This window comes from Streptomyces sp. NBC_01618, assembly GCF_045209435.1.
In the GTDB taxonomy this organism is placed as follows: Bacteria; Actinomycetota; Actinomycetes; order Streptomycetales; family Streptomycetaceae; genus Streptomyces.
In genome coordinates this window covers 4,748,190-4,769,237 of the sequence record NZ_CP109297.1, presented here as the reverse complement: position 1 = coordinate 4,769,237, position 21,048 = coordinate 4,748,190, and the positions used below count along the sequence as shown (strand labels likewise).

The window sequence follows — 21,048 nt, the reverse complement described above, 5'->3', positions numbered from 1 at the left end:
CTGGCCAATCGGGCGGGGGATCTTACCCCGCGCGTTCCGTTGGTCAAACGCGGGCGCGCAGCCGGAGCCCTGCCGGGCGCCGTTCTCCCCGTAATTCGGTCGAGTGTCCCGCACCCCCGCCCTACAGCTACCGGCCGGGCACGCCGTCGTCATCCTCGGCGCCCTGCGTGCGGCGGACGCGGATGTCATCGCCCTCCAGGAGGCCGAACCCGCCCTGCAGCCGGACGCTCTACGACCGGCACGGGCTCACCGAGGAACGGCAGGACCCGACCGACGTGTTCATGGTGCGCACTCCCGCACGCTAGGCCGTGCGGGTTCTTGTCGCACACCCGTAGAAACCCAGGCAACCCGCCCCGGGGAATCTCCGTCTATCCCCCCGCAGTAGCGGCTCGACCCCCGCCGTCTGCACGGATTCGGCACGCAGCGCAGGGCCCGTACAGCCGCCCGCTGCGAGGCAAGTGGACGGAGCACGGTGTGACGGACGAACCTGCGCTGGGCGCAGCTCGCACGGGAGTGCCGCGGCGCACCCTGATGACGGCGGCGGCCGGGGCGATGAGCCTGGCCGCCCTCAGCGCCTGCACCGCGCCCGCGTCGCTCCGCCGCAGCGACCCCACCGCGGACCCGATGCCCGGCCTGCCGATCAGCACCTCGCACCCGGCCCTGATGATGCAGATCCTCGCCCACCCGGACGACGACCTGTACTTCATGAACCCGGACACCCAGCAGGCGTTCTACGGGGGGACGCCGCTGGTCTGCGTCTATCTGACCGGCGGCGAGGCCACCGGCATCAATCGCATGCCCGGCGGGCCCCTGCCCACCCCCGACAAGGCCGCGTACTCCTCCTCCCGTCACCAGGGGCTCCGCCAGGCGTACGCGACGCTGCTCGGACTCGGCCGGTTCGCCCAGTGGCAGAAGTCCGTCATCACCCTGCAGGGCAACCACCGGGCCGAGATCAACCACCTCGGCAACGCCGGCCGCAAGGTCGAGCTGATCTTCATCAACACCGCCATGCACACCACGTACGGGCGGCTCGGGCTACCCGGTCTCTGGCAGGACCGGCGGCTCGTCCTGCCCACCGTCGTCGCCGAGAACTCGCCGCTGCAGCAGGTGGGCTCGTACACGTACGACGGACTGATCGACGTCCTGGTCGGGCTGTTCGACCGGTACCGGCCCAGCATCGTGCACACCATGGACCCGGACCCCGACATCCAGCACAGCAGTGAGCTCGTCCGGCGACGGGACAGCGAGCAGAAGGGTTACTCCGACCATCCCGACCACACCGCGACCGCGCTGTTCACCTGGACGGCGCTGATCCGCTGGGTGGCGCTGGCCACCCGCGGCGGCGACGGGGTGCCGCGCTTCGCCACCACGGCGTTCCGCGGCTACTACAACCGGCACTGGCCCAAGAATCTGCCGCCCGCCGTGCTGGCCGAGAAGGCGTCGCTCCTGGTGTCGTACGGGGGATCGGCCGACTGGCACTGCGGCAACTCCGCGGGCTGCGGTGACTACGGCGTCGGCGGCAACCGGCCGCTGACCAACCGGAAGGGCTGGGTACGGTCCACCCATTACCGCTACCCGGGCCCCCGCCCGGCCGTCACCACCGACCCGGACGGCCGGCTCGTCGCGTACGGGGTGCTGGGGCTGCGGGCGGTCCGCTGGCGCGAGAGCGCGCCGGGCAGCGCGACGTGGGACTCTCCGGACGACCTCGGCGGCGGTCCGCTCGCGTCGGTCCTGGGCTGCGCGACCCTGCCGGACGGGCGGCAGCTGCTCTTCGGGCTTCGGTTCGCCGCGCTCGGCGGGCGCGGGGCGGACAACGAGCGCGAGATCGTCGCGCTGGAGCAGCGCTCCCCCGGCGGCGGCTTCCGTGCCTGGCAGGGGCTGGGCAACCCGGTGCGGGATCACGACGGCGGACGCCGGATCGGCGTCCCGGTCGCGATCGCCGCCCCCGACGGGCGGGTCCACCTCTTCGTACGGAACGCGGAGAAGGGCCTCAGCACCCGGGTCCGGGACACGGCAGGCCGATGGAGCGGTTGGCGGGACACGGGCGGCGGCGAGATCCAGGACGGGCTGAATGCCGTGGTGGACGACGCCGGGTGCGTCCATGTCTTCGCGGCGGGCCGGTTCGCGGTGCATCACTGGACGCAGGACGCGCCCGGCGACCCGGTCACCGCGCGCACCCAGATCAGCGGGGTGCCGGTGCCCGGGGACGGCCCGGCCGCACTGCCCGGGGCGGACGGGACCGTCGAGCTGTTCTACCGCGCGGCGGCGAAGGCCGCTCTGACGACCGTACGGACCGGGGAGGCGGCGGCGGAGACCGGCATCGACGGCTACGGGCGGCTGATCGAGGACCGGGTGGGCTTCGACGGGTACGGGCCGGTGTCCGCCGCGCGGTCGCCGCGCGGCCCGGTGCTGCTCGGCCGCACCGAGAAGGGTCTGATCCAGCTCCGTACCGCCCAGGGGGTCTCCGTACGCAAGCACGGGCCGGTGGCGCTGGACGGGCCCGCGCTGCATGTCGGCAGGGACGGGCGGCCGACGGCGGTGGCCCTGGGACCCGACGCCCACCCCTGGCTCTGGCGCCCCCAACAGGCCTGACGACGCAGGTGGGCACGTGCCCAGCGGTCCCCGACTGGGATCCTCTGATCATGCTCATCAAGGTGCTGATCGCCGAAGACATGACGGTCGTACGGGAGGGACTGGTCTCCGTGCTGGCGCGCGAACCCGGTATCGAGGTCGTGGCCCAGGCCGCCCGCGGGGACGAGGTACTCGCCGCCGCGCTGGCCGCCCGGCCCGACGTGGCGGTGCTGGATGTCGCCATGCCCGGCCAGGACGGCATCACCACGGCTCGCGAACTCGCCGAACGACTGCCGACATGCCGCACCCTCATCCTGACCGTGCTCGACCGGCCAGGCCATCTGCGGGCGGCCAGGGCAGCGGGCGTCGCCGGCTACCTGCTGAAGTCGACCTCGGCCAGGCAGGTACTGGCCGCGATCCGCACGGTAACGGCAGGCGGCACGGTGTACGACTCCGGTCTGCTCGCCGAGGAGGGAAACGCCGGCGCCTCCCCGCTCACCCCACGCGAAACCGACATCCTGCGCCTGGCCGCCCAGGGCATGAGCGCCACCGAGACGGCGGTCGAGCTGTTCCTCTCCGTACGCACCGTCCGCAACCACCTCTCCCTCGCCACGGGCAAACTGCACGCGCGCACCCTCGTCGACGCGGTGCGCATCGGGGAGCGGCACGGGTGGATCTGACGGTCCCGACCGCCAGATCAACCGGTTCCCCATCATTTACTGACGCATAGCCCCATTTCGGTCGTCGACGGGGTACTTACTCACGGGCCGGCTTTGCGCTCCCCCTCCTCGCGTCTGCGCTTCAGCCCCTCCCGGATCTCACCGATCGCGCCCACCGAGATCGCGACACCGAGTGCCACTTCCAGCACGCCCCATATCAGCGACCAGCCAGAATCTTTGATTCTGCTGATCCCGCTTCCCAGCATGGAGGGGACGAAAACCAGGAGAAACGTCAACTTGTATCGGTGCATCGGTCCTTCTTCTCATGGGCTGAACTTCGGTCACCGGCAGCTGGACTTTCCTGTGGAATTCCTGCAGACCGAACGACGGCCGTCATTCGTCAATGAGCTCTTCCCGTCATCCCGGCATCGGCGATCGGCGTCCCGGTTCCGGAAATCGCGCACCGCGGTCTGCCCGGCCCGGCACCGTGGAGGAACCTGCCGCCGGACTCGAAGCACCGCCGCACCGTTCTGAGTGTTCGGCTGGACAGCCGAGGCCGACAGCCGTCAAACATGCTCAGGAGACGGTCGTTCAGACGCGCGGCACGCGACGCGGCGGTCAATCGCCTCGGCAGACATCGGGCCGTCGTTCGTCCAGAACCGCCCTTCGGGCAGCTGGGCCGAGGAGGCGGTAAAATCTGCTGGTGCGGGTCTGAGCTCGATCCAGGTGGGTGCCGCCGGACCGCCGCGAGGCGTATGTCAGCCCTTCAGTCGCCTTTACTCCGCAACCTCTTGGTTTTGATGGATTCCTTGACGTCCTGAAAAAGCAGGATGAGCCAGCCGACGGTGACGATTCCCGGAAGTACGGCCCACCAGGAACCCCAAGAGGAGAAGGTGAATATCAAACCTCCCAGGATGAAGACTACTTTCCCAGAGGGCTCTTCTGTCCATTTCTTTTGCATGTTAGTCATTTCTCCGGGGTGGGGCTTACGGGAGGGCTGACCATCTTGAGCCCTCCCGTAAGCCCAGGACTCAAACTAACGACGTCGGCAGCCCGATGCTCTGGATCCAGGTCCGCACCAAACGTATTTCTTAAACCACTTCGCCGGGCGCGTCCGCCACAGAGAGTCGACAGATCGCGTGTAGTTGTTGTACTGCGATCTCAGGTCGGCCGTGAAACCGATCGCCGAGCCGGCACACTCAAGGCCGTTGGCTCGACTCCTGAAGCATCCCTTTGCCCTCTTCACAGTCTTGCGCGGGGACTTGACGGCTCGCCACACCTGGCGAGCGTTTCTGTACCTGGAGAAGGGGGAGGCGATAAACCCAACCGTGAGGGTGACTCGGGCGCTCCAGTAGGTGGTGCGCCAGAGAGCATTTCTTCCGATCCGATCGTTCCAAGCCCATTTGCCGTCCAGGTCGTAACTGTTGATGGGATCGGCAGGGTAGGTATAGGCGTTTGCGTTGCCGCCATATACGGGATCAAGAGTGAGGAAGCGCCCCGTCTGCGCATTGTAGAGGCGGACGCCCATGAGGGTGAGACCGGTGAGGGTCTCCGCCGAGCGCTGCTTGCCGCCGAGCCAGCCATATCGCACCGGCAGCTGCCCGGCCCGCGGATTGCCGTACTCGTCGCTGTCGAACGCGACGATGTCTTCCCCCTCCGCGAGCGGGAGGGCGAGCATCACGTCCCCGTGGACGTTGGTGAGTTGCAGGACGGTGCTTCCACCCGCCGAACCCGTCGTCGCGGCGAGGTCGCCCGACGCGGACTCGACATTGCGGCTCACCGCGCCGCTCGTCCCCGCGGCCGTGTCCTCCTCCGTCCAGCGGGGGCTGTCCCCGTCACCGTCGTAGTGGTTGCGCTTGGACGCCGACCGGGCCCAGGTACCGTCGATGTCGGTCTCGACAGTGAAGGACCGGAATCGGCGCGCCGCCTCCAGCGTCCAGGTCTGGCGCTGGTCGTCCGTGATCTGGGCCTGGACCAGATCGTTGGCGTAGTACGCGAAGGACGAGCCCGGCATGGCCGTGGTGCGGCCGAACGCGTCGTACGCGTACCCCGCGTCGACCAGTCGGTCGCCGCTGTCGTAGGCGTGCGACGTCGTCGTGACCGTGCCCGTGCTCGTGCAGTCGGCGCCCTCCGCCGCGGCCGACGACGTCAGCCGGGTGCGGTTGGTGCGCTTGTCGAAGGTGTAGGCGCGGCGCGTGCACACCTCGCCCACCGTGTCGTCGACCGACGTCAGCCGGCCCGCCTTGTCGTACCCGTACTCCTGCGCCGACCAGCCGGTGTGCGACGTGACCTGCCCGTGGACGGACTCGGAGACCATGTCCGAGGCCACCATTACGCCATCGCTGTCCCGCGTGTAGGTGCGGCCCACCGTGGTGCCGGTGGTGTCCTGGTCCACGGTGAGGGTGTAGCCGCCGGGCAGCCGCTCGGTAGCGACCCCGCCGTCCGCGTCGTACGCGGTCGTGAAGGCTCCCGCCACCGAGTCCACCGTCTTCGTGGCCAGGCCGCGCGGCTCGGCACTGTGGTCGTAGGTGTACGTCACCGTCGACGGGACGGAGTCCGTGACCTTCGTCCGGCGGCCGAGCAGGTCGTACTCGGTGGTGGTCACCCCGCCGTCCGCGTCCGTGTAGGACACCTCACGGCCCAGCTCGTCGAACGCCTTGGTGATCGTGCCGCCGGTCGTGGAGACCGTGCGGACTGCCTGACCGGTCTTCGGGTCGTACTCGGTCGTGGCGTCCGGCACCGCCGCCCCGACGCCGCCCGTCGTCGCCGTCCTGAGGGCACGCCCGGCGTCGTCGTACGTGGTCGTCGTGGTGCGGGTGACGCCGTTCGCGGTCTCGGTCGCCTTGGCCGGCGTCCCGTGCCAGCCGTACTCGGTTGTGGTCACCGGCAGGCCGCTCGGGTTGCTCCCGCCGCCCGTGACGGCCCCGGCGGGTCCGGTGGTGCAGACCAGGTCCGCCCACTCGGGGCGCCCGGCGCAGGTGCCGGTACCGGTCGCCGACCAGTACGTCGTGACGCGGGTGGCAGCATCCGTTCCGGTGGCGCCGGGCAGCAGCTCCTTGGTGATACGGCCCTGGGTGTCGTACTCCTTGGTGGTGGTCAGGGCGAGGCCGGACGGGTCGGTGATCGTCTTCGTCGGCAGGCCCTTGACCCAGTCGTAGACCGTCTGGGTCACCCGCTGCTCGGCATGGATCGCCGGGAAGTCCAGGAGCTGGGCTCCGGTGACGACCTTGGTGATCTGGTTCTCCACCGTCGCCGTTCCGTCGGTGGGACGGCCCTCGTCGTAGGTGTTCTTCGTCCAGGTGCGGGCCACCACCGACTCACCTGCCGGAAGCGTGGTCGAACCGGCGGTGACTGACGTGGTCAGGTCGACGCGGCGGACCGGGCCGAACTCCTCCAGTTCCTTGGTGCCCTTGTCGTCGTAGACGGTGCGGGTGGCGAGCAGTTCGGCGCGCGCCGCCGAGGACAGTCCGTCGAGGCCGAGGCCGGCCAGGGTCTCCTTCGCCGCCGCTGTCCTGCCCACGGCGATCTCCCGGTTGCGGGCGGTCAGCTCGCGCACGGTGTTGCCGTACTGGTCGTAATCGGTGGCGGACAGATGCCCGCCGGGCTGCGCGGTGTTGACCTGGCGGCCGGAGGCGTCGGTGTAGGTGACGGTGGCCCGCTTGTAGTCGCCCGCGCCGAGCCCCGAACCCGCGTTGGAGGCGGGGACGGCGTCGGCGGGGAAGACGGCGGTCGCGTCGGTCGGCGCCGCGCCCTGGCCCCAGGCCGCGGTGTCCGAGGTGCCCAGTGTGTACGGGGCCTTGGTTCCGCTCAGCGGCACGTCGTAGACGAGGCTCGTGGTCGCCGTGCCCTCGGGCGTGGCGGTCGTGCCCGGCTTGAGGGCGGCACGCGACACTTTCAGGAGCATGCCGTCACCGGCGGTCGCCGCGTTGCCCGCCTTGCCGTACGTCATGGTCCACGGCAGCTCGCCCGGCGGCGTCACCTGGGTGATCCGGCCCGCGTCGTCGTACGCGTACTCCGTCTTCAGAGCGGGCGAGATCTGCGGGTCCCAGGCCTGACGCAGCCGGCCCGCGCTGTCGTAGCCGAACGTCTGCACGGCCTTCGACGTGGCCGCCGACGCACCCGGCGCCGTGGCCCAGAGGCGGATCTCACGCAGTTGGTCCTTGAAGTCGCCCGGCGTGCTCCCTGTGGCGGTGGTGGACGTCGCGTAGACGAACTCCAGTGAGCGGCAGCCCTTGGTGGACGGCGTCGCCGTGCAGGTGCTCGCGGACACGGCCGAGGTGGGTGCGATGACGCGGGCGGGGCGGACCAGCTTGTCCGTTCCCACGGTCAGCGTCTCGGAGACCACGGTGGTGGTGGAGTTGGTGAGGCCGTCCATGGCGGAGGAGGCGACCTGCCAGGTGGTGGCGCCCGACGGCTTGGTGAAGACCGTGACCGTGCCTTCGGTGTCCTTCAGCGTGAACGACCCGGTCAGCGAACCGGTCAGGGTGAACTCATCGGCGCCGGGCTCCGGCTTCCAGCCACCGTTGTTGAGCTTGGTGAAGCCCAACTCCTCGCCGTCGACGTCCACCAGGGCAACCGAGGTCGTGGTGGACTGCTTGAGGTACGACCAGTCGGACTCGGTCAGCTCCGCGACCGTGCCCGCGCTCCACTCCTTGCCGTAGATCGGGAACTGCCCGCTCTGCTTCGCCCCGGCATCGGACTTCCGCGAGGAGGCGGTGCGCGTGACGGACAAGTCGAAGGCGGAGGCGTCGGTCTCGGAGAGGGTGAAGTCGCCGGTCAGCAGGTTCACCGTGCCGGGGCCCACCGATTCGCTCGGCGCGGTCCCCGCGTTGCGGTCGACCGTCACGGTCGCCACCGGGGAGTAGCGGGTCACCGAGCCGTCCGTGAAGGCTGCCCGGACGTCGACCGGGCCGTCCTCGGCGAGGCTGTCGGTGATGTTCCACGTCAGCTTCGGCGGGCTGCCCGCGGTGGTGGCCAAAGGCCAGCCGGTCACCTTCGATCCGTCGGCGTCCTTGGTGACGGCGGCGGAGGGAACGTTGGCCCAGGTGTCCGTCTCTCCCCGTCGGTACTGGTACGTGACACCGGTGTAGGTGGGCTTGCCTTTCGCACCGAGGCTCAGCCGCCGGGCCGGCCGGTCGCCGTCACGAGGCGTCAGGAGGGCCGCGCCGTCCCCGACGCCGAACTCGTACGCGGTGGTGGCGTTGGACAGATTGCCGCCCGAGTCGATCGTCCGCGCGTAGAGGGTGTGCCAACCGTCGTCCGGCTTGAGGGTGACGGTCAGCGGGATGCCGCCGCTGCCCTTGACCGTGTCGTCGATCCGCTTCGGGGTGGCCGGGTCGTTCAGACCGTACAGATACCCCTGGCCGTCGGTGGAGGTGGTGGAGAAGGTGCACTGGGCACCGTCGGCGTTCTTCTCCGTCCAGGTGTCCTTGGTGTACGGGACACAACTGACGCCGGGCGCGGCGGGCTTCGCCGTGTTCAGCACGAAGGTGGTGTAGCCGGTCCACGCCCCGTACAGCGAGCCGTCATAGCCCCGCACCCGGTAGCGCAGGTGCGAGCCGGACGGGAAGGCGTTCGCCGCCGGGACCGTGATCTTCGCGGTTCCGCCGGAGGCGACACCGGCACTCGTGGCGGTGTACGCGTAACCCGCCCCGTCGGTGTACTGGGGGTCCGGAGTGATCTCGAATTGCCCCTTGACCGTGTCGCCGTCCGCGTCGGTCACCTTGGCCGAGAGCTGCGGGGTGAGGGAGGTGACATACCGCTTGCCGTTGTAGGCGTTCACCTGTGACGGCGCGATGGCCACCGACGTCGGCTTCGCGGGGTACGAGTTGTACTTCACGGTGAGGTGCGGTTCCACCGCGTTGTCACCGGCGGCGTACTTGGACGAGCGGTATCGGCGCCAGGTGGAGGAGTCCGTCTCGGTGACACCACTCACCTGCACGCCGTAGTTGGCAGCCCCGTCCGCCCATGCCTGAACGATGCCCGCGACGTTGAAGTTGACGGTTCCCGCCGGGCAGGCCGACGAGAATCCGAGCGCCTTGGTGCTGATGACCGCCCCGGTCGCAGTGGTGGACGGCTGGGCTCCCCAGGTCAGTCCGGAGTTCGTCCACGACGAGGTGACCCGGCGTATCTGCGTACCGGAGCCACTGGTGGAGCAGGTCGCGGACCAGTACGAGTACAGCGACAGGTTCGCCGAAAGGATCTTCTGCCCACCGAACTTGGCGACGTCGAACTTCAGGTACGACCGTGCCTTCGTCGAACCCGCGTCGTATGTCCCGGACTTCAGCTCCTTGGACGACGATTGCGAGTCGGGGTAGTTGGTCGCCACCCAGGTGTCGGTGGACGCCGCCAGTGTCGAGGTCGGGTCGACGGTCACGGGGTAGGTGAGCCCGGACGCCCGGAAGTACTCCGGGTCGGGCTTGAGCACCAGCGTCTGCGCGCCGTCCTTCTCCGTCTCGATGCTGGTGTCCACCTGGGCGAGATGCCGGGACTCGCCCGACGCGGGATCGGTGGACGAGTCCCACATCACCGGCGCCGGCGCCTCGGCGGTCAGCTTGCCCGCCGCGTCCTTGAGCAGCAGCCGTCCGGTCTCGTCGTCCCTGAACAGCACAAGACCCTTCAGCCGCAACGGAATCCGGTAGACGGGGGGCTGCTCCGGTGCCTTGTCGAGGACGACGTTCTGCTCGAACCCGTCGGCCAGTGCCCGTACCGTCAGGGTCTGGCTGCCGCCCAGGTCGTAGGAAGCGGTGTCACCGTCGACCTCGGCCTTGGGGAGCGCCTCCTGCCAGCCCATGCCGAACGACTTCGCGCCGCGCTCGACGGAGGCCAGCAGTCCGGGCTCGGTGGTCCCTCCGCCGGTCACCGTGATGTCGGCGAGTGCCGTACGCGGCTCGTAGTCCCGGCCGACCCGCTTCAGCTCGGTGTCGATGTCGGCCCACGCACCATTGCTCTCGCGCATGCGTACCGGTGCCTGGAACAACTCGGCCGACAGGGTCCCGTCCGGCTCCGCGTACGTGGTCGAGGTCTCGGTCCGCTCGGACAGGACCTCCACGCGGTTGCCCGAGAGCCGGGCCGCGACCCGCGCCGCGTTCACGTCGGCGGCCTCGGTGACCTTCTTCGCGGGCGCGGGAGTGGTGCGGGACAGTGCCTCCCCCCTACCGGCGGGCAGGCCGACGGCCTCGCCGGTCGTGGCCGCGGTGACAGCCACCTCCGCAACCAGCAGGCCCGCCAGGGTCAGGGCGATCCGGGGCAGGACCCGTCTCTTCCTGGCCGCATTCGGGGCTCTTTTCGTGTTCCACTCGATTTTCACCGGAGGTGACTCCCTCGTCCGACGATCACAACGCCGACGAGTCAAATCTCCGCACCACGGGTAGTGAAGTGACCACGTCACTAATACGGCTTCACATCCGGATCACCACAGGCCATGACGGACCCCGGCCCGACCCGACGTCAACCGCTACGGGGCGCGGGCAGGAAGCGATCAGCCCCGGGGTACGCACGACAGCCTCTTTCCCGGCATCGGTCGCCGGCCGGTCGTACAACCCTCCGCACCCCTCCCAAGTCGTGGAAGTCGATGCTCCGTTTACGTCGCCCTGTCTCTCGCCACGCCCTCACCGCCGGCCCCGCACTTGTTCTCCTGGTCGGCGGGACCGTCGCGCTGCTCGCACTGGACCTCGTCACGCTCCCGCTGAGCCGCCGGTCGGCCGTGACCGCCCTGCTCCTGCTGATCCTCCTGCCCGCAGTGCTCCTCGGGCAGTACGCGCCCCCGCCGTACCGCCTGGGCTACCGGGCCCGATGGGTTCTCCTGATCCTCCAGGCCGGACTCACCTACGGACCGGTGCTGCTGCTCAAGCTGCCCTGGCTGAGTCTGCTGGGCTTCCTGGCCGGGGCCGTCCTGCTGACCCTTCCGCGCCCCGCCTCCTTGATCGTCGCGGTGGCAGTCTGTGTCAGCGGGCCGCTCCTGGTCAGCGGTCTTGAGTTCGAGAACCGCAGCGGGCTCGGCGTCCTGTTAGCCACACTGACCACGGCGGGCAGTGTCTACGGCATCGCCCAGCTCGCCCTGTTGGTCGCCCGGTTGCACGCCGCCCAGAACCACGCCGCCCACGCGGCCGTACAGACCGAACGCGACCGGATCGCCCGCGATCTGCACGACGTCCTCGGCTCCGCGCTCGCCCTGATCGCTATCCGCGCCTCCCAGCGCACGAAGGACGACGAGCCCGCCGCCGCACTCGACGAGATCGCCGCCATCGCCCGGCGCACCCTCGCCGAGGTTCGTGCCGTCTCCCGCGACAACGTCACCCTGTCACTGGCCACGGAGCTCGCCCAGGCGGTCCATGTCCTCGCCACCGCCGGGATCACCGTGCGCAGCGACATCGCGCCGATCACCGCCGAACTGCCCCGGGCCGTCGACCACTGCCTCGCGGTGGTCGCGCGGGAGGCCGTCGCCAACGTCCTGCATCACTCCAGCGCGACCCACTGCTCGATCTCCCTGAGCGTCGTCCACAAGACACCCACCGACCACCGATCCGTCGAACTCTCCGTGGGCAACGACGCCGCCGACTCCCCCGGTACCACCGCTCCCGGCACCGGCCTCACCAACCTCACCGCCCGCGCGGCCGCACTCGGCGGAACCGTGACCGCCCAGCGACCGTCACCGGGACACTTCCGTCTGCTGGTGCGGCTGCCACTGCCGGGCAGCAGCCGCACCACGGGCCCGGCCCGCCACCCGGACAGGCCACGGCGCCCCGCACCTCAACGCGACTGCGTGGGCTGACACGGGGGCCCCGCACGACACCGGCAGACGCCGAAGGGCCCCGGTCCACCGCTTGCGCGGCGGGCCGGGGCCCTTCTCGGTGCTCTGTGCGGAGCAACCAGGTCAGACAGTCAGGTAATTACTTGACGATCTTGGTGACCTGGCCGGCGCCCACGGTCCGGCCACCCTCACGGATGGCGAACTTCAGGCCCTCTTCCATGGCGACCGGCTGGATCAGCGCGACGTTCATGACGGTGTTGTCGCCCGGCATGACCATCTCGGTGCCCTCGGGAAGGGTCACAACGCCCGTCACGTCCGTGGTACGGAAGTAGAACTGCGGGCGGTAGTTGTTGAAGAAGGGGGTGTGACGGCCACCCTCGTCCTTCGACAGGATGTAGGCCTGGGCCTCGAACTCGGTGTGCGGCGTGACCGAACCGGGCTTGATGATGACCTGGCCGCGCTCGACGTCCTCGCGCTTGATGCCACGGAGGAGCAGACCGACGTTCTCACCGGCCTGGCCCTCGTCGAGCAGCTTGCGGAACATCTCGATGCCGGTGACCGTGGTGGTGGTCTTGTTCTCCTTGATACCGACGATGTCGACGGTCTCGTTGACCTTCAGGACACCACGCTCGATACGACCGGTGACGACGGTGCCACGACCGGTGATCGTGAAGACGTCCTCGATCGGCATCAGGAACGGCTTGTCGACGTCACGCTCGGGCTGCGGGATCGCCTCGTCGACGGCCTTCATCAGGTCGAGGACGGACTGGCCCCACTCCTTGTCGCCCTCGAGCGCCTTGAGCGCCGAGACCTTGACGACCGGAACGTCGTCGCCCGGGAACTCGTACTCGGAGAGGAGCTCACGGACCTCGAGCTCGACGAGCTCCAGGATCTCCTCGTCGTCCACCATGTCGGCCTTGTTCAGGGCGACGACGATGTACGGAACGCCGACCTGGCGGGCCAGGAGCACGTGCTCCTTGGTCTGCGGCATCGGGCCGTCGGTGGCGGCGACCACGAGGATGGCGCCGTCCATCTGCGCCGCACCCGTGATCATGTTCTTGATGTAGTCCGCGTGACCCGGGCAGTCGACGTGCGCGTAGTGACGCGACTCCGTCTGGTACTCGACGTGCGAGATCGAGATCGTGATACCGCGCTGGCGCTCCTCGGGAGCCTTGTCGATCTGGTCGAAGGCCGAGGCCTCGTTCAGTTCCGGGTACGCGTCGTGCAGCACCTTGGTAATGGCGGCCGTGAGGGTCGTCTTACCGTGGTCGATGTGACCGATGGTGCCGATGTTGACGTGCGGCTTAGTCCGCTCGAACTTCGCCTTCGCCACTGGGTCCTCCTGTGGAGTGGTTCTGTACGCCTTGCTTCATCGGCGCCAGGTGATCTTTGCTGGGATGCCGGTGCCGGGGGCATTCACCGCATTGCTTGCGCTCCGCGACGAATGCCCCACGAGGCTCCGGTGACAAGCCTAAAGCGTGAGCTCGGGTGAGTTACTCGCCCTTGGCCTTCGCGATGATCTCCTCGGCGACGTTCCGCGGAACCTCGGCGTAGGAGTCGAACTGCATCGAGTAGCTTGCGCGACCCGAGGTCTTGCTGCGGAGGTCTCCGACGTAGCCGAACATCTCCGAGAGGGGCACGAGGCCCTTCACGACGCGAGCGCCGCTGCGCTCCTCCATGGCCTGGATCTGGCCACGGCGGGAGTTGAGGTCGCCGATGACATCGCCCATGTAGTCCTCGGGCGTGGTGACCTCGACGGCCATCATCGGCTCCAGGAGCACGGGGGACGCCTTGCGAGCACCCTCCTTGAACGCCTGCGAACCGGCGATCTTGAAGGCGAGCTCGGAGGAGTCGACCTCGTGGTAGCCACCGTCGAGAAGGGTGACGCGGACGCCCACCATCTCGTAGCCGGCCAGGATGCCGAACTGCATGGCTTCCTGCGCACCCGCGTCCACCGAGGGGATGTACTCACGGGGGATGCGGCCACCGGTGACCTTGTTGACGAACTCGTAGGACGCGTCGCCACCCTCGATGGGCTCAAGGGCGATCTGCACCTTCGCGAACTGGCCGGTACCACCAGTCTGCTTCTTGTGCGTGTAGTCGATGCGCTCGACGGCCTTGCGGATCGTCTCGCGGTACGCGACCTGCGGCTTGCCGACGTTCGCCTCGACGCGGAACTCGCGCTTCATGCGGTCGACGAGCACATCGAGGTGAAGCTCGCCCATACCACCGATGATGGTCTGGCCGGTCTCCTCGTCGGAGTGCACCTGGAAGGACGGGTCCTCCTCGGAGAGGCGCTGGATGGCGACACCCAGCTTCTCCTGGTCGCCCTTGGACTTGGGCTCGATGGCGACCTGAATGACCGGCGCCGGGAAGTCCATGGACTCCAGGATGACCGGGTTCTTGTCGTCACACAGCGTCTCACCGGTGGTGGTCTGCTTCAGGCCCATGACGGCGATGATGTCGCCGGCGCCCACCGACGCGATCTCCTCACGCTTGTTCGCGTGCATGCGGTAGATCTTGCCGATGCGCTCCTTCTTGCCCTTGACCGAGTTCAGCACCGCGGTGCCGGCCTCGAGGCGACCGGAGTAGATCCGGACGAAGGTGAGCTTGCCGAGGTGCGGGTCGCTCGCGATCTTGAACGCCAGGCCGGAGAACGGCTCGTCGTCCGAGGGCTTGCGCTTGACGACAACCTCGGGGTCCTTGACGTCGTGGCCCTCGATGGCCTCGACGTCCAGGGGGGAGGGCAGGTAACGGACGACCGCGTCGAGCAGGGGCTGTACGCCCTTGTTCTTGAACGCCGTGCCACAGAACACCGGGGTGACGGTGACGGAGCCGGCGCCGCCCTTCGATGCGAGGGTGATCCGACGGATCGCCTCGTGCAGCTGCTCCTCGGTGGGCTCGACGCCCTCCAGGTACAGCTCCATCATCTGGTCGTCGTTCTCGGAGACGGCCTCGAGCAGCTTGCCGCGCCACTCCTGAGCCGCTTCGATGTGGGTGTCCGGGATGTCAACGGTGTTGTACATCTCGCCCTTGGCGGCCTCTTCCGGCCACACGAAGGCCTTCATCGACACGAGGTCGACGACGCCCTTGAAGTCGGCCTCGGCGCCGATGGGGAGCTGCATGACCAGCGGAACCGCACCGAGGCGGTCGACGATCATGTCGACGCAGCGGAGGAACTCGGCGCCGGTGCGGTCGAGCTTGTTGACGAAGCAGATACGCGGCACGCCGTAGCGGTCCGCCTGACGCCAGACGGTCTCGGACTGCGGCTCGACGCCCGCCACACCGTCGAACACGGTGACGGCGCCGTCGAGGACACGGAGCGAACGCTCCACCTCGACGGTGAAGTCGACGTGACCGGGGGTGTCGATGATGTTGATGGTGTGGTCAACATCATTGAGCGGCCAGTGACAGGTCGTCGCGGCGGACGTGATCGTGATGCCGCGCTCCTGCTCCTGCTCCATCCAGTCCATCGTGGCGGAGCCTTCGTGCGTCTCACCGATCTTGTAGCTGACGCCGGTGTAGAACAGGATCCGCTCGGTGGTGGTCGTCTTCCCCGCGTCGATGTGGGCCATGATCCCGATGTTGCGGACCTTGGCCAGGTCAAGCGAAGTGGTGGCCATAAGGCTCAGTCTTCTCTCGGTCTCGATGTGGGAAGCGACTACCAGCGGTAGTGCGCGAAGGCCTTGTTGGACTCGGCCATCTTGTGGGTGTCCTCGCGCTTCTTGACGGCAGCGCCAAGACCGTTGGAGGCGTCGAGCAGCTCGTTCATGAGACGCTCGGTCATGGTCTTCTCGCGGCGGGCGCGGGAGTAACCCACGAGCCAGCGCAGCGCGAGGGTGGAGGCGCGACCGGGCTTGACCTCGATCGGCACCTGGTAGGTGGCGCCACCGACACGGCGGGACTTGACCTCGAGCGAGGGCTTGACGTTCTCAAGCGCGCGCTTCAGCGTGATGACCGGGTCGTTGCCGGTCTTCTCGCGGAGGCCTTCCATGGCGCCGTACACGATCCGCTCGGCAGTGGAACGCTTGCCGTTGAGCAGGATCTTGTTGATCAGCGAGGTGACAAGAGGAGAACCGTAGACCGGGTCGATGATGACCGGGCGCTTCGGGGCGGGGCCCTTACGAGGCATTCTTACTTCTCCTTCTTGGCGCCGTAGCGGCTGCGGGCCTGCTTGCGGTTCTTGACACCCTGGGTGTCGAGCGAGCCGCGGATGATCTTGTAACGAACACCCGGCAGGTCCTTCACACGGCCACCACGCACGAGCACGATGGAGTGCTCCTGCAGGTTGTGTCCCTCACCCGGGATGTAGGCCGTGACCTCGATACCGGAGGTCAGACGCACACGCGCGACCTTACGGAGTGCCGAGTTCGGCTTCTTCGGGGTGGTCGTGAACACACGCGTGCAGACGCCGCGGCGCTGGGGCGAACCCTCGAGTGCGGGCGTCTTGTTCTTCTCGACCTTGTCCTGCCGGCCCTTCCGGACCAGCTGCTGGATCGTAGGCACTACTTCTCCGGTTTCTGTGTGCCGTTCGTGAAACTAACCTGGAACGTCACCGACCCACGCGGTCGGGTGTGTCGAATGCTGCGGGCCACTGCCCCGAGGGCGGTGGAAGCGCAGATCACGGTGGCCAAAGACGGACTCGCCGTGCGGTTGAGGACACGCACACGAGCCCAGACACACCCCAGGCACAAGGTCTGAGCGTACCTACCGCACGGACCTGGGTCAAAACAAATGCCCTGAAGGCGGCCACCCCTCTCGGGGTCCCCGCCGAAGGCCGGGCGAACCCGCCCGCGAACCCGGCCCCGCGTCACAGGGACTCACCGTCGGGAGCGACAGGGGCCGTGCCTCCCGCCGGCCGGCGCGGCGGAGGGCGCAGCCGCGGGATCGTGGGCACCCGGGAGCTGCGGCTCTTGGGGACCAGGGCGGGGGCGGGAGACCTGTCCCCTCGCTCGGCGCCGGCCGCCGGTCCGGTCCGGGCGGGCCGCTCGTCCGTGGCGTCGCCCTCCCGGCCCCGGTCGCCCGTGCGGCGGTCGGTCGCGTTGCGGCCCTGCTGCCGGAAAGGAATCACCGCCGCCTGCCCGGATGCCCCCCTCACCAGCCGTAACATACGTCCGTCGGCGGCCCTCGCCTCCTGGAGCGCGGGTTCGTAGTGGGCAGCGGCATCGCGCCAGCCGCTGGAGTAGGCGCGCAGTTCCCGTCGCTCCATCTCCTCCCGCAGCAGCACCATGACCTCGTCCAGTGTGTGGCTCTCCAAATGGCCGCCGAGTACGGCGAGGAGCCCGGACAGCGTGTCCGGCCCGTCGGCGGAGTCGCTGACGGGCGATGCCGCTCCGTCCGCCCGGTGGTCGGCTGGAGCGAGGTCCTCGGCGAGTGGGCCTGCGGGCGCTGCGGCTCCGGTCGTGGCGTCCGCGGCGGAGTCTGCGGGGGAATCCCGCGTGGCGGGCTCTTCGGCCGGAACCCGGGGTCGCCCGTTACGCCCGGCCACGCGCACCCCCATTTCCGTCCAGCCCGGACCGCACACACCGGCGGAGGCATGCGTATGCGTCGCGTCACCGCTGCGTGTATGCCTGCTGGAGCGGGGGGACAGGCCGACCCAGCTTACGGGCCGACTCCGAAGACGGCTCCCGCGGGGACGCCTCATGATCCACATAGGGGATCGCGAGTTGGTGCAGCGGCGGAGCTGCGCCCACCTTCCCTCCAGGGCGCGGCTCCGCCGTTCCCGTACCCGTACGCCCGTCGGGTGACGGACTACCTCCTGGCCGCCGCCGTGGACCATCTGGCCGCGGCCAACTGGATGTTCGCCTCGGTCAACACGGACGAGGACTCCGATCTGCCGGAGCCGCCGGTCCCGGTCCCCAGGCCGGGGGACGCGGCCGCCGACGGCCCGGCGGACGTACCCGAGGCGCCCAGCCCGGGCGAGCTCTCCCGCTTCTTCTCCTGACAGGCGGCTCTTCTCCTGACCGGTGACGGCCACTGGATCACGGTTCTGTCCGCGCGTGCACCTGCCCTCGATGAGCAAGGCATCGGTGAGACCCGCCGACTCGCGCAGGCCCGGGTAACCGCCTGGACGGGCGCCGCGGTCACACCTGCCCGACGCCATTGAAGAAGAAGATCGCCGACAGGATGAGACAACCGGCGGCGAACCCGTAGGACCCGATCCCTGTAGCGACACCGTTCACCAGGGCATTCGCCTTTCCGTCGGGGTCATAAGTCACCTGCGCAGTACCCCCGACCGGAACAGGTGTGGATGCCTGGGCCCGTGACCACACCAGGCGTCGGCACCCTTCCTTGTCGACATAACGAATACCGCTCGCGACCAATCCGCCGGATGTCCATCTGAGGGTGGCACAGGTCCCTTTTGCGACCTCCGCTCGCCCACTCCGAATAAATGTGTCATGCCGCAACCGGAGATACCCGATGTACGCACCGTAGGTGGCCAGACCAAGTGCCGCGAGAAAGAAAAGCACCGCCAGTAAAATCACGGCCGCAGGATAGCCTCACCAGCGCTCCACGTCAAGGAATGTCCGAGAATGGCCCCGGAGTCGAAAAGGGAGAGTACATGACCACCCCTTACCCACCTGGATGGCCCGAGGAATACAAATTCGAGGGCCTTGCCAAAAGCGTCGCGGAAGCCCTGCTGAAGACGGGTGGCGGCGCCGTCGATTCCGTCAAGCAGATCGCAACGGACGTCGTCACGGGCGAGGCGCTGGAAAAGATAGCCGTATCACTCGGGGCCGATCCCGAAGCCAGCAGCTCAGCGCGTCGAGTCAGACCCTGTACTACAGCACAGAGAGCTTCAAATTCGACCCCACGTTCCTCACCTTCGCCCCGGACGCGATCCCGGTCTCCCCGAAAGGCATAGAGATTCTCGGAGTGAACGTGACTCCGGACTGGACGAAGAAATTCGAGGATTTCGTTCACAACCTGACGCCCTGGAATTCGGAGGCACCCGATCAAGCCGGCGAGGCCGTGGCGAACGTCAGTAAAAGACTGAAGAACACCAACATTCGTGTCAACACCCGGTCGAAGAACATGCAGAAGGCCCTCAAGGTCGCCTTCGACGCGATCAAGAAGGTCATCAGCTCAGTCATGAAGGTCGTCGGGCCGATCTGCAGAAGGACGGCGCGCTGACGGAGCGCTGAACTCCTTGCGCGGCGGGCTCGGGACGGCCGCCCGGTCCGTCCGTACCGCCGTCCAGGGCATCGGCAAGGCCGGTTCCGCCGTCGACCGGATCAAGGGCGCCGCCGACTCCGCCGGCACCCGGCTCCGGCAGTTCAAGACCAAGGCGGCGTCGTCCAGCCCCCACAGGCCACGCGACAGCGCCGTCGCCCAGGAACTCCAGGGCGACGGCGCCGAATGGACGGTGACGGACTACCTCCTGGCCGCCGCCGTCGACCACCTCGCCGCCGCGAACAGGATGTTCGCCACAGTCAACTCCGACGAGGACTCCGAACAGCCGGAGCCACCCCTCCCGGTCCCCAGGCCGGGGGACGCGGCCGCCGCCGAAGAACCGGTGGAAGCGCCGGAGACGCCCGACCCGAGCGCGCTCGCCCGCTTCTTCTCCTGACCCGCGACAGTCGCCGGACCGCAGTCCTGTCCGGCGAAGACACCTGCCCGCGACCCATACGGCGGCGGTGAACCCCACCGGACCGCACGGACCGGCCAAGGAATTTCAGCTACCGAGCATCCAGAAAAGGAGTCCGATTCCCGGAACAACGGTGATCAGCGACAGAATTGACAAAGCATATGCCACCCCATATTTGACCGGGTACACCTCTGCATTCTTCGGATGGCGCGGGTCGTAAATCACGTCTATCGAATCCCCCACACGCGCGCACGCAACCGCCGCCGCCGGACTCAGACATCTGAAGGTTTCACCTGATACCGTCTGAAATTTCGCAACCACAGCTACGCCGTTCTTGGCGTATGTGTGCTTGACGCAGACTCCACGAACCCGGACGCCCCTGACGCGCAAGGCGAACATCCGCCAGGCAAAGAAACCCAGGATTCCGGAGATGCCCAGCGACAACAGAGCATGCGGGACGAAGTAGGCCGAGCCGGAAGCAGCCAGGTGCACATATGTCATACGCCCATCTAAGTGGGCGTCGATCACGAAGGGAAGGCCCTCATGGTCAACGATGGAGGCTACAACCCCTACGGCCCGCCAAGCCCGGCATTCGAGGACTGGAAGTCGGCCTACGACGCCGTGGCACAGGAGGTCACCGAACTCCGGGAAAAGTACCAAAATTTCGCTGACCATTTCGCCCATAAAATGGTCAGCGCGTCCAACCAGATGGAGTATTTCAGCAATCAGCTCTTCAAGTGGGACATGGAAGCGATCGCTGTCACTCCCACGGGAATCACGATCGCGGGGGCAGAGGTTTACAGGTTCCCCTGGGTCGCGAAACTGGAGGCCACGCGTCTCGGCGTCGTAGGTCGGGCCCGCCGCGCAGGCGCCATGGCGGGCGATGACGAGGAGGGTGCGGGCGAAAGCGGCGCCGGGGCCGCGGGCGGGACGGCGGACATGGAGCGGGCGCTGCGCAGCCAGGCCCTCAAGATCACCAATCTCCAACGGGCCGGCACGCTGACGCGCCGCACACTCACCACCCATGGGCTGAAGATCCGCCAGCTCGCCGCAGGCCAGAGTGCCTCCGCCCGCCACACCGCGACGTCCGTCGCACGACAGGCGAGCCGTGCCGAGCAGCGCGCGCAGCGATCGTTCGCCACCCCGGCCCAGCGCCGGTCCGCGCACCGAGCATCGCCACCTGGCGCCGCCGAAAAGTCACAGCCCTTAACCGGACCACACGCTCCGCACGATCCAGACGATGGCCGCCAAGCACGCTACGCCACTCGCCAGAATCACCGGGACCGCCACCGCCATGTAGATCGCGTTCGGAACGAGTGAGCGAACCGGCCAGAGGCCGGCGACTTTCGGATCGCGCGGGAGGTAGACGATCTCCACCGCGCCACCCGGTTCCGGGAGTACGCCCCGCCACCCGGTGGCGACCATTCGGTTTGACTTGCCGGACGCATCCGTGAACTCGACGACGACGCCACTTCCGT

General features: G+C 68.3%; 15 protein-coding genes and 1 pseudogene. 7 read left to right on the top strand and 9 right to left on the bottom strand.

Annotated elements, in window-relative coordinates; genetic code table 11:
- Nucleotides 1-531: 531 nt before the first annotated feature.
- A complete protein-coding gene (locus OH735_RS22230) occupies nucleotides 532-2,592 on the top strand; it encodes a PIG-L family deacetylase (RefSeq protein WP_406386683.1) in 2,061 nt (686 codons plus the stop codon).
- Nucleotides 2,593-2,642: 50 nt separating this feature from the next.
- Nucleotides 2,643-3,251 (top strand): response regulator, encoded by a 609-nt coding sequence (locus tag OH735_RS22225; protein WP_406383279.1) that lies wholly within the window; start codon nucleotides 2,643-2,645, stop codon nucleotides 3,249-3,251.
- An 80-nt stretch (nucleotides 3,252-3,331) separates the two neighbouring features.
- Here OH735_RS22225 and OH735_RS22220 read toward each other — a convergent pair whose 3' ends face one another.
- Together OH735_RS22220 and OH735_RS22215 are read right to left on the bottom strand one after the other, a co-directional pair.
- A complete protein-coding gene (locus OH735_RS22220; RefSeq protein ID WP_406383278.1) occupies nucleotides 3,332-3,541 on the bottom strand; it encodes a hypothetical protein in 210 nt (69 codons plus the stop codon).
- Nucleotides 3,542-4,266: 725 nt separating this feature from the next.
- Nucleotides 4,267-10,539, bottom strand: a complete 6,273-nt coding sequence (locus OH735_RS22215; RefSeq protein WP_406383277.1) for a DNRLRE domain-containing protein — start codon at nucleotides 10,537-10,539, stop codon at nucleotides 4,267-4,269.
- Between the two features lie 264 nt (nucleotides 10,540-10,803).
- Between OH735_RS22215 and OH735_RS22210 the strand changes: the two genes are divergently transcribed.
- Nucleotides 10,804-12,003 (top strand): sensor histidine kinase, encoded by a 1,200-nt coding sequence (locus OH735_RS22210; protein WP_406383276.1) that lies wholly within the window; start codon nucleotides 10,804-10,806, stop codon nucleotides 12,001-12,003.
- A 118-nt stretch (nucleotides 12,004-12,121) separates the two neighbouring features.
- Here OH735_RS22210 and tuf read toward each other — a convergent pair whose 3' ends face one another.
- The 5 genes from tuf to OH735_RS22185 all read right to left on the bottom strand — a co-directional run bounded on the left by tuf (nucleotide 12,122) and on the right by OH735_RS22185 (nucleotide 17,470).
- On the bottom strand, nucleotides 12,122-13,315 hold the full coding sequence (gene tuf / locus OH735_RS22205; protein WP_406383275.1) for an elongation factor Tu: 1,194 nt from the start codon (nucleotides 13,313-13,315) through the stop codon (nucleotides 12,122-12,124).
- A gap of 160 nt (nucleotides 13,316-13,475) precedes the next feature.
- Nucleotides 13,476-15,605 (bottom strand): elongation factor G, encoded by a 2,130-nt coding sequence (fusA, locus tag OH735_RS22200; RefSeq protein ID WP_406383274.1) that lies wholly within the window; start codon nucleotides 15,603-15,605, stop codon nucleotides 13,476-13,478.
- Between the two features lie 38 nt (nucleotides 15,606-15,643).
- Nucleotides 15,644-16,114 carry a 30S ribosomal protein S7 gene (gene rpsG, locus OH735_RS22195; RefSeq protein WP_093897234.1) on the bottom strand — a complete coding sequence of 157 codons (471 nt, stop codon included), beginning with the start codon at nucleotides 16,112-16,114 and terminating at the stop codon, nucleotides 15,644-15,646.
- 2 nt (nucleotides 16,115-16,116) lie between these two features.
- Nucleotides 16,117-16,488 carry a 30S ribosomal protein S12 gene (rpsL, locus tag OH735_RS22190; RefSeq protein WP_003948652.1) on the bottom strand — a complete coding sequence of 124 codons (372 nt, stop codon included), beginning with the start codon at nucleotides 16,486-16,488 and terminating at the stop codon, nucleotides 16,117-16,119.
- Between the two features lie 304 nt (nucleotides 16,489-16,792).
- Nucleotides 16,793-17,470: a hypothetical protein gene (locus tag OH735_RS22185; RefSeq protein WP_406383273.1), complete on the bottom strand. Its 678-nt coding sequence runs from the start codon at nucleotides 17,468-17,470 to the stop codon at nucleotides 16,793-16,795.
- Between the two features lie 255 nt (nucleotides 17,471-17,725).
- On the opposite strand from OH735_RS22185, the pseudogene OH735_RS22180 reads away from it, so the two are divergent.
- Nucleotides 17,726-17,926, top strand: a pseudogene (locus tag OH735_RS22180) (hypothetical protein); the annotation flags it as partial.
- A 139-nt stretch (nucleotides 17,927-18,065) separates the two neighbouring features.
- Here the strand turns inward: OH735_RS22180 and OH735_RS22175 are convergent.
- On the bottom strand, nucleotides 18,066-18,467 hold the full coding sequence (locus OH735_RS22175) for a hypothetical protein (protein WP_406383271.1): 402 nt from the start codon (nucleotides 18,465-18,467) through the stop codon (nucleotides 18,066-18,068).
- 391 nt (nucleotides 18,468-18,858) lie between these two features.
- Between OH735_RS22175 and OH735_RS22170 the strand changes: the two genes are divergently transcribed.
- Both OH735_RS22170 and OH735_RS22165 read left to right on the top strand, forming a co-directional pair.
- Nucleotides 18,859-19,116 (top strand): hypothetical protein, encoded by a 258-nt coding sequence (locus OH735_RS22170; RefSeq protein WP_406383270.1) that lies wholly within the window; start codon nucleotides 18,859-18,861, stop codon nucleotides 19,114-19,116.
- 16 nt (nucleotides 19,117-19,132) lie between these two features.
- Nucleotides 19,133-19,552, top strand: a complete 420-nt coding sequence (locus OH735_RS22165; RefSeq protein WP_406383269.1) for a hypothetical protein — start codon at nucleotides 19,133-19,135, stop codon at nucleotides 19,550-19,552.
- 105 nt (nucleotides 19,553-19,657) lie between these two features.
- Here the strand turns inward: OH735_RS22165 and OH735_RS22160 are convergent, their stop codons facing one another.
- Nucleotides 19,658-20,098 carry a DUF3592 domain-containing protein gene (locus OH735_RS22160; RefSeq protein WP_406383268.1) on the bottom strand — a complete coding sequence of 147 codons (441 nt, stop codon included), beginning with the start codon at nucleotides 20,096-20,098 and terminating at the stop codon, nucleotides 19,658-19,660.
- On the opposite strand from OH735_RS22160, the gene OH735_RS22155 reads away from it, so the two are divergent.
- Nucleotides 20,084-20,890 carry a hypothetical protein gene (locus tag OH735_RS22155; protein WP_406383267.1) on the top strand — a complete coding sequence of 269 codons (807 nt, stop codon included), beginning with the start codon at nucleotides 20,084-20,086 and terminating at the stop codon, nucleotides 20,888-20,890. The genes OH735_RS22160 and OH735_RS22155 overlap by 15 nt on opposite strands.
- Nucleotides 20,891-21,048 lie beyond the last annotated feature (158 nt).

Bases quoted from the DNA above. Each gene is read 5' to 3' on its own strand.
- fusA (WP_406383274.1), bottom strand. From the start codon at position 15,605: ATGGCCACCACTTCGCTTGACCTGGCCAAGGTCCGCAACATCGGGATC.
- rpsG (WP_093897234.1), bottom strand. From the start codon at position 16,114: ATGCCTCGTAAGGGCCCCGCCCCGAAGCGCCCGGTCATCATCGACCCG.
- OH735_RS22225 (WP_406383279.1), top strand. From the start codon at position 2,643: ATGCTCATCAAGGTGCTGATCGCCGAAGACATGACGGTCGTACGGGAG.
- OH735_RS22210 (WP_406383276.1), top strand. From the start codon at position 10,804: ATGCTCCGTTTACGTCGCCCTGTCTCTCGCCACGCCCTCACCGCCGGC.
- OH735_RS22230 (WP_406386683.1), top strand. From the start codon at position 532: ATGACGGCGGCGGCCGGGGCGATGAGCCTGGCCGCCCTCAGCGCCTGC.
- OH735_RS22220 (WP_406383278.1), bottom strand. From the start codon at position 3,541: ATGCACCGATACAAGTTGACGTTTCTCCTGGTTTTCGTCCCCTCCATG.